Genomic DNA, 7,062 nt, shown 5'->3' with positions numbered 1-7,062 from the left:
CGTCCTTCAACCTGGAGTCGTGGCATGATGTCGGGCATGCGGCAGATATTATCAGTCGATTTGATATATCGCTCGATATCGGCCCGACGCGTCACGGAATAACTCGTGGACAGACGATCTATTTCTTCGATCCCTCTGGCAATCGCAACGAAACATTCTGCGGCGGCTATATTTACTATCCCGATAATCCCCGCAGAATGTGGCAGGCCGAAAATGCCGGGAAGGCGATCTTCTATTATGAAAAAGTTCTGCATGATCGCTTCATGACGGTGAACACCTGACCATGGACGGCTTGGCAGTGATCAAGACGATTGGCCATGGTTTGGCCGCCAGCGCAGTATCTTCGGCTGTCGCCAAAGGCATAGCACTTGGATGTCCCGTCACTGCCGCGGTCGTTGGTGCCGGCGGCGAACTGGTTGCATTTCTGCGCGCCAGCGGAACCCCGTTCCCATCCACTCAGATCGCCCAGGACAAGGCCTATACTGTCGCCAGTTTCCGGATGCCAGGTCCCGAACTCTATCGGACGGTATCTGGTAATCCGGCGCTGTGCAGCGGGATCGCCGCGCAGCCTGGGATCGCGATGTTCGGCGGGGGCCTGCCGATCGAGATCGGCGGCGAATGCGTCGGAGCGATCGGGGTCTCCGGGGGGACCGAAGAACAGGATATTACCTGCGCCAAAGCCGGCGCCGCCGCGGTCCGTGCAATGCAGAAATAACTGCTGGGTCAGACCAATTAGCATAGTCAATACAAAGGCGGTCAATCACACCATGTTTCTTCCCGTCACTGATACCATCCAGAATTTTATTGGCGGCTCGTTTCGCAAGGGCAGCGAGGGTAAGACGTTCGTCAACGTCAATCCCGCCACCGGGCAGCAGACAGGACTCGTCCACGAAGCCAGCGAACGCGACGTGGCAGATGCGGTGTCGGTGGCCAAGGCGGCGCTCAACGGCCCATGGGGCCGAATGACCTCGGCCGAACGGGTCAAGCTGATTACCGCCGTTGCTTTCGAGATAGAGCGGCGTGCCGAAGATTTCCTCGAGGCCGAAGTTGCCGATACAGGCAAACCCCGTCAGATAGCCTCGCACATCGATATTCCACGGGGTGCGGCAAATTTCCGAATGTTCGCCGACGTGATTGCAACCATGTCCGCGGAGTCGTTCATCACGCCGACTCCCGACGGCAGCCAGGCAATCAACTACGTGGTGCGTAAGCCAAAGGGCGTTGTCGCAGTAATCTGCCCGTGGAACTTCCCGCTGCTGCTGATGACCTGGAAGGTCGGTCCGGCGCTTGCGTGCGGCAACACGGTGGTCGTCAAGCCTTCGGAGGAGACACCGCGGACCGCCACGTTGCTGGGCGAAGTTATGAATGCTGTGGGAATGCCTGAGGGTGTTTACAATGTCGTTCACGGGTTTGGCGCAGGATCGGCGGGGGAATTCCTGACCTCCAATAAGGACGTTGATGCCATCACCTTCACCGGCGAGACCGGTACGGGACAAGCCATCATGCAGAAGGCAGCAGTCGGCGTCCGAGATATTTCCTTCGAGCTCGGCGGCAAGAATCCCGCCATCGTTTTTGCCGACGCCGATCTCGACAAGGCGATCGAGGGCATCTCCCGCTCTGTGTTCCTCAATACCGGGCAGGTCTGTCTTGGCACAGAAAGGGTGTATGTCGAGCGGCCCTTGTTCGACGAATTTGTCAGGCGAATGACGATTGCTGCCAAGGCGTTAAAGCCCGGGGGTATCGGCGACCCAGCCTATCTTGGCCCGCTGATCAGCGCCGAACACCAGGAAAAGGTCCTTGGCTTCTATGCGCGAGCGGTCGCTGAAGGGGCTAATGTAGTCACCGGCGGCGGGATTCCCCGGATCGAGGGCACTGAAGCAGGCGGCTTCTATGTCGAACCGACCTTGTGGACTGGTCTGGCACACGACAGTTCGGTTATGCGCGAGGAGATTTTTGGTCCATGCTGCGGGTTCATCCCCTTCGATGACGAAGGCGAGGTGATCGCTCTGGCCAATGACACCGATTACGGCTTGTGTGCGACAGTCTGGACAGAGAATCTCTCAAGGGCGCACCGTGTCGCTGCAGCGATGCAGGTTGGTGTGTGCTGGGTCAATTGCTGGTTCCTCCGCGATCTCCGGACCGCTTTTGGTGGATCGGGACATTCAGGTATTGGCCGGGAGGGCGGCGGACACAGCCTCGAATTTTATACCGAATCTGAAAACATCTGCGTGAAGCTGTAAGATTATGACGATAGAAACCAAGATCGATCCTAGAATTATCCAGAAGGCAGCTGAGATGCTGCGCGGCGCGGCGTCGAGCGGAACACCGGTGGCGCCGGTGCGCGACCTGATTTCGGCGGGCGGCCTGGACGCTGCCTATGCGGTGCAAGATGCCAATACCCGGCACTCCCTCGACAGTGGCCGACGTTTGGTCGGGCGCAAGATCGGCCTAACCTCACTCGCGGTTCAGCGGCAACTGGGTGTCGATCAGCCGGATTACGGCATGTTGTTTGCTGACATGGACGTGCCCGAAGGTATCCCAATCTCGCTCGGGCAGGTCATCCAGCCTAAGGTCGAGGCAGAGATCGCCATAGTTGTCGGCCGCGACCTTCCGCATCCCGACGTCACCACGGCGGAGATGATTCGCGCGGTCGAGTATGTCGTGCCGGCGATCGAGGTCGTCGACAGCCGAGTGGCCAACTGGGACATCCGAATCTGGGACACTGTAGCCGATAATGCTTCGAGCGGGCTGTTTGTGCTTGGCGCGATCCCGCGCAAGCTTGAGGGGCTCGACCTGCGCGCGTGCGGAATGGTTATGGAAGTAAAGGGCGAGCCGATTTCCCTCGGTGCGGGGATAGCGTGTCTGGGCAGCCCGATAACTGCAGCGCTGTGGTTGGCGAGGGTCATGGCGCGGGTTGGACGGCCGCTGCTCGAAGGCGATGTGATCCTGTCGGGTGCCTTGGGGCCGATGGCCCAAGTCAATCGCGGTGATGTCGTAGAAGCGAGAATCAATGGTGTCGGAACGGTGCGTGCAGCCTTCGCTGCCAACGCCGGCTGACGACGGAACAGGAAGACAAAAAGATGGCCAAGATGAAATGCGCAATCATAGGCTCGGGCAATATCGGCACCGACTTGATGATCAAGCTGCTCAAGGGTTCTGACATGCTAGAACTTGCCGCAGTGGTCGGAATTGACCCTGCTTCGGAAGGGCTGGCAATGGCCCGTGAACGTGGCGTGACCACCACACATGAAGGGATTGAAGGGCTGCGCAAGCTGCCGGTCTATCCCGAGATCGGCGTCGTCTTTGACGCTACCTCGGCCTATGCTCACAAGGAACATGACGCCGCTCTGCAGCAGGACGGCAAGCTGGTGGTCGACCTGACCCCAGCAGCAATCGGTCCGTTCTTCGTGCCGCCGGTGGGTGGCGCGCTCAAAAGCGGTGTCCGCAATGTCAACATGGTCACCTGCGGGGGACAGGCTACGATTCCGATCGTGGCTGCGGTCTCGCGCGTTACTCCGGTCCATTATGCCGAAATCGTGGCCTCGGTGTCCTCGCGCTCGGCCGGACCCGGAACGAGGGCCAATATCGATGAATTCACGCGGACCACTGCGAAGGCGATCGAGGCGGTCGGCGGCGCGGGCCGCGGACGCGCGATCATTATCCTCAACCCGGCCGAACCGCCGATGATCATGCGCGACACGATCTTCACGCTGACCGACCAAGTCGATGAGGACAAAATCCGAGCCTCGGTCCAGGACATGGTGCAGACCGTCCAATCTTATGTGCCTGGCTATCGGCTTAAGCAGGAAGTGCAGTTCGAGCGGTTCGGTTCGAACCACCCCTTGAAGATTCCGGGCTATGGCGAGTTCGAGGGGCTCAAGACCAGCGTCTTTCTAGAGGTTGAAGGTGCGGGCGATTATCTGCCCAAATATTCCGGAAACCTCGACATCATGACCGCCGCAGCCAAGGCGGCTGGCGAGCGTCTCGCCCAACAGCAAATCGAGAAGGCGGCAGCATGACTTTCAATCCTGAAACCAGCAAGCTCTACATCCAGGATGTCACCCTGCGTGACGGGATGCATGCCATCCTGCACATGTACGGCACAGACAGCGTCCGCACGATCGCGAAGGCGCTCGATGATGCCGGCGTCGATGCGATTGAGGTTTCGCATGGCGATGGCCTCAACGGCACCTCGTTCAACTACGGGTTCGGCGCCCATACCGACTGGGAATGGATCGAGGCCGCTGCCGATGTCGTCAAGAACGCGGTGCTGACCACGCTTCTGGTACCGGGGATCGGTACTGTCGAGGAACTGCGGCGGGCTTACTCGCTGGGAGTGCGTTCGGTGCGGGTCGCCACCCATTGTACTGAAGCCGATGTCGCCAGGCAGCATATCGGCATCGCTCGCGATCTTGGCATGGACGTCTCAGGGTTCCTGATGATGAGCCATATGATCGATGCGGAGGCGCTGGCGCAGCAGGCGCTGCTGATGGAAAGCTATGGCGCACACTGCGTCTATGTGACCGACAGCGGGGGTGCCCTCGACATGGACGGGGTGCGCGATCGCCTGCGCGCCTATGAACGGGTGCTCAAACCGGAAACCCAGCGCGGCATGCATGCCCACCACAACCTCTCGCTTGGTGTCGCCAATTCGATCGTCGCTGCCCAGGAAGGGGCAGTCCGGATCGATGCTAGCCTTGCCGGCATGGGTGCAGGAGCAGGTAATGCCCCGCTAGAGGTGTTCGTTGCGGCGGCCGATCGCAAGGGCTGGAACCACGGCTGCAATGTCATGGCGCTGATGGATGCGGCGGAAGACTTGGTTCGCCCGCTGCAGGATCGTCCGGTGCGGGTTGATCGCGAGACACTCAGTCTGGGTTATGCTGGGGTTTACTCGAGCTTCCTTCGGCACGCAGAAAAAGCAGCCGAGCAATATGGGCTCGACACCCGCGAAATCCTGCTAGAACTTGGTAAGCGGGGTATGGTCGGCGGGCAGGAGGACATGATCGTGGATGTTGCCCTTGATATAATTTCTGAGCGGGCAGCGTAGGCCAATGGTAATGGACAGACTTCAAGGATACGCTGAAATTCTAGATGGCGCCGCGCTCAACGCTTGTGCGACTCGACAGCTGACCCACAGCGATCCGGGGTTGAGTGTAGCCGACGCATACAGGATCCAGAAGTTGTCTGTGGACCGCCGCCTGGCGCGTGGAGAGCGGCGGATCGGCGTCAAAATGGGCCTCACGAGTCGGGCCAAGATGCTGCAGGTGGGGGTCGATGAGGTGGCCTGGGGCCGCCTCACTGATGCGATGCTGATCGAGGAGGGTTCCGCGATGTCGCGGGTACGTTTCGTCCACCCTCGAGTCGAACCGGAAGTGGCCTTCCTCATGAAAGCACCGTTGTCGGGAAGGGTCACGGGCGCGGCAGCCTTGGCGGCGGTGGAGGCGATCGCTCCGGCAATGGAGATAATCGACAGTCGGTATGAGAATTTCAAATTCTCTCTTTGCGATGTGATTGCAGACAATACCTCATCTTCCGGCCTTGTGATTGGCCCGTGGAACGATCCCGCCAAGGATTTCTCCAATCTGGGCGTGATCCTCGAAATAAACGGTTTCGTGACCGAGGTTGGTTCGACTGCAGCGATTCTCGGCCATCCGCTGCGTTCGTTGGTTGCGGCGGCACGGTTGGTCGCCGAGGCGGGAGAGCAGATCAACGCAGGTGATATCGTCATGGCGGGCGGTATTACCGCCGCGCCGAGCCTTGCCCCGGGGCAGACCGTTCGTACGACGATCCAGGGCTTGGGCACCGTCACGTTCCAAGTGGAGGCGTAAGTGCCAATTATTGAGGTCAACATGCTTGAAGGGAGGTCTGCCCACGATAAGGAGAGGTTGATCGAGGCGCTGACTGACGCGGCGATTACATCGATCGGTGCACCGCGTGAATCGATTCGAATCATTTTACGCGAAATGGCCCCGAGTCATTTCGCTGTGGGAGGTCAGTCTTTCGCGGCGAAGGCGGCTGCCAAAGCCGGAACGTCGGATTAACGCCTTGGGACAGCTGCATCGGATTCGTATTGTCGGCGGAGCGGAGTTTGACTGCGGTCAAGACGAACCGGTTCTGATCGCGATGGAGCGATGCGGGGCTGATGATATCGGTGTTGGCTGCAGGGGTGGCGGGTGCGGACTTTGCCGGATCAGGGTCGTCAATGGCGACTACAAGACCGGAAAGATGAGCGCAGAAAGGGTTTCGGAAGCTGATCGGGAAGCAGGGTTTGCGCTTGCCTGTCGCCTGTTCCCCGCCGGCGATCTGTTGATAGCAGTTAGGGAACCTCTGCCAGGATCGGAGTGAGTTCAAAAGTAGGCATTCGGTGAAGGCCATGTTGGGGTCAATCCCGGCAAAGGTACGTAACGCGACATAGAATTTCAGTCACCCCAAGTGAGGCTCTCGGGATATAAATCGGTCAATCTTCCGATCGTGTCCTGGATCTTTTCCAGGGCTTCACTGAGGTCGGAGGTATCCGTCATCCCAGACCCACGTGGCGGAACCGTGTCGGTCAAGCGTCTTAGGAGGGGGCGTTGCGCCCGGCGATCTTGGGGAAGTGCCAGGGCATGAGGGAATCGAGGTCCTTGTTGCTATGACCGGCGGCAAGCTTTTGCAGGGTGGTGGTGAGCCAGGCGAGTGGATCGACGTCCGAGAGCTTGCACGTTTCGAGAAGACTCGCGATCACCGACCAATTGTCGGCTCCGGCATCGCTGCCGGCGAACAACGAGTTGCGGCGCGACAGGGCAATCGGGCGGATGCTTCTTTCGACCGTGTTGGTATCCAACTCGACGCGGCCGTCGAGCAGGCAATAGGTGAGCTGCTGCCAGTGGTTGAGCGTGTAGTTGATCGCCTCGGCCATCTTGCCCTTGGTGCTGAACCGGGCGAGGTTCTTCGAGAGATAGTCGCGCAGGTCGTCGAACAGCGGCTTCAGCATCAGCTGCCGGCCTTCGAACCGCCGTTCGGGCGACTTGCCCCTGAGCGTTGCCTCGATCTTGTAGATCGCCGAGAAGCGGCGCAGTACTT

10 protein-coding genes are annotated in these 7,062 nt (G+C 59.6%); 9 read left to right on the top strand and 1 reads right to left on the bottom strand.

The window, feature by feature from the left end; genetic code table 11:
* The 9 genes from EJC47_RS20470 to EJC47_RS20430 all read left to right on the top strand — a co-directional run.
* Window positions 1-281, top strand: a 281-nt coding sequence (locus tag EJC47_RS20470) for a VOC family protein (RefSeq protein WP_185867747.1), incomplete at its 5' end; no start/stop codon positions are given.
* 17 nt (window positions 282-298) lie between these two features.
* On the top strand, window positions 299-715 hold the full coding sequence (locus EJC47_RS20465; RefSeq protein ID WP_260591695.1) for a GlcG/HbpS family heme-binding protein: 417 nt from the start codon (window positions 299-301) through the stop codon (window positions 713-715).
* A gap of 52 nt (window positions 716-767) precedes the next feature.
* The gene (locus tag EJC47_RS20460; protein WP_126849550.1) at window positions 768-2,240 is read left to right on the top strand and encodes a 2-hydroxymuconic semialdehyde dehydrogenase; all 1,473 of its coding nucleotides are present in this window, start codon (window positions 768-770) and stop codon (window positions 2,238-2,240) included.
* Window positions 2,241-2,244: 4 nt separating this feature from the next.
* Window positions 2,245-3,057 (top strand): 2-keto-4-pentenoate hydratase, encoded by an 813-nt coding sequence (locus tag EJC47_RS20455; RefSeq protein WP_126849549.1) that lies wholly within the window; start codon window positions 2,245-2,247, stop codon window positions 3,055-3,057.
* Window positions 3,058-3,080: 23 nt separating this feature from the next.
* On the top strand, window positions 3,081-4,019 hold the full coding sequence (locus tag EJC47_RS20450; RefSeq protein ID WP_126849548.1) for an acetaldehyde dehydrogenase (acetylating): 939 nt from the start codon (window positions 3,081-3,083) through the stop codon (window positions 4,017-4,019).
* The gene (gene dmpG, locus EJC47_RS20445; protein WP_126849547.1) at window positions 4,016-5,047 is read left to right on the top strand and encodes a 4-hydroxy-2-oxovalerate aldolase; all 1,032 of its coding nucleotides are present in this window, start codon (window positions 4,016-4,018) and stop codon (window positions 5,045-5,047) included. Before EJC47_RS20450 ends, dmpG begins: the two co-directional genes overlap by 4 nt.
* 10 nt (window positions 5,048-5,057) lie before the next feature.
* On the top strand, window positions 5,058-5,828 hold the full coding sequence (locus EJC47_RS20440; RefSeq protein ID WP_126849546.1) for a 2-keto-4-pentenoate hydratase: 771 nt from the start codon (window positions 5,058-5,060) through the stop codon (window positions 5,826-5,828).
* Window positions 5,829-6,041: a 2-hydroxymuconate tautomerase gene (locus EJC47_RS20435; RefSeq protein WP_126849545.1), complete on the top strand. Its 213-nt coding sequence runs from the start codon at window positions 5,829-5,831 to the stop codon at window positions 6,039-6,041.
* 4 nt (window positions 6,042-6,045) lie between these two features.
* Window positions 6,046-6,345, top strand: coding sequence for a 2Fe-2S iron-sulfur cluster-binding protein (locus tag EJC47_RS20430; RefSeq protein WP_126849544.1), 300 nt, complete (start codon window positions 6,046-6,048; stop codon window positions 6,343-6,345).
* A 214-nt stretch (window positions 6,346-6,559) separates the two neighbouring features.
* On the opposite strand, the gene EJC47_RS20425 is transcribed toward EJC47_RS20430, so the two are convergent.
* On the bottom strand, window positions 6,560-7,062 hold a 503-nt coding region (locus EJC47_RS20425), incomplete at its 5' end, for an IS66 family transposase (protein WP_148110565.1).

The organism is Sphingomonas sp. TF3, assembly GCF_003985085.1.
Classification (GTDB): domain Bacteria; phylum Pseudomonadota; class Alphaproteobacteria; order Sphingomonadales; family Sphingomonadaceae; genus Sphingomonas.
The sequence above is the reverse complement of the archived record's forward strand: the minus strand, read 5'-3'. Positions and strand labels throughout refer to the sequence as shown.

What these genes read in the sequence shown, in the direction of transcription:
- EJC47_RS20450 (WP_126849548.1), top strand. Translation starts at nt 3,081, where the DNA reads ATGGCCAAGATGAAATGCGCAATCATAGGCTCGGGCAATATCGGCACC.
- EJC47_RS20460 (WP_126849550.1), top strand. Translation starts at nt 768, where the DNA reads ATGTTTCTTCCCGTCACTGATACCATCCAGAATTTTATTGGCGGCTCG.
- EJC47_RS20455 (WP_126849549.1), top strand. Translation starts at nt 2,245, where the DNA reads ATGACGATAGAAACCAAGATCGATCCTAGAATTATCCAGAAGGCAGCT.
- EJC47_RS20440 (WP_126849546.1), top strand. Translation starts at nt 5,058, where the DNA reads ATGGACAGACTTCAAGGATACGCTGAAATTCTAGATGGCGCCGCGCTC.
- dmpG (WP_126849547.1), top strand. Translation starts at nt 4,016, where the DNA reads ATGACTTTCAATCCTGAAACCAGCAAGCTCTACATCCAGGATGTCACC.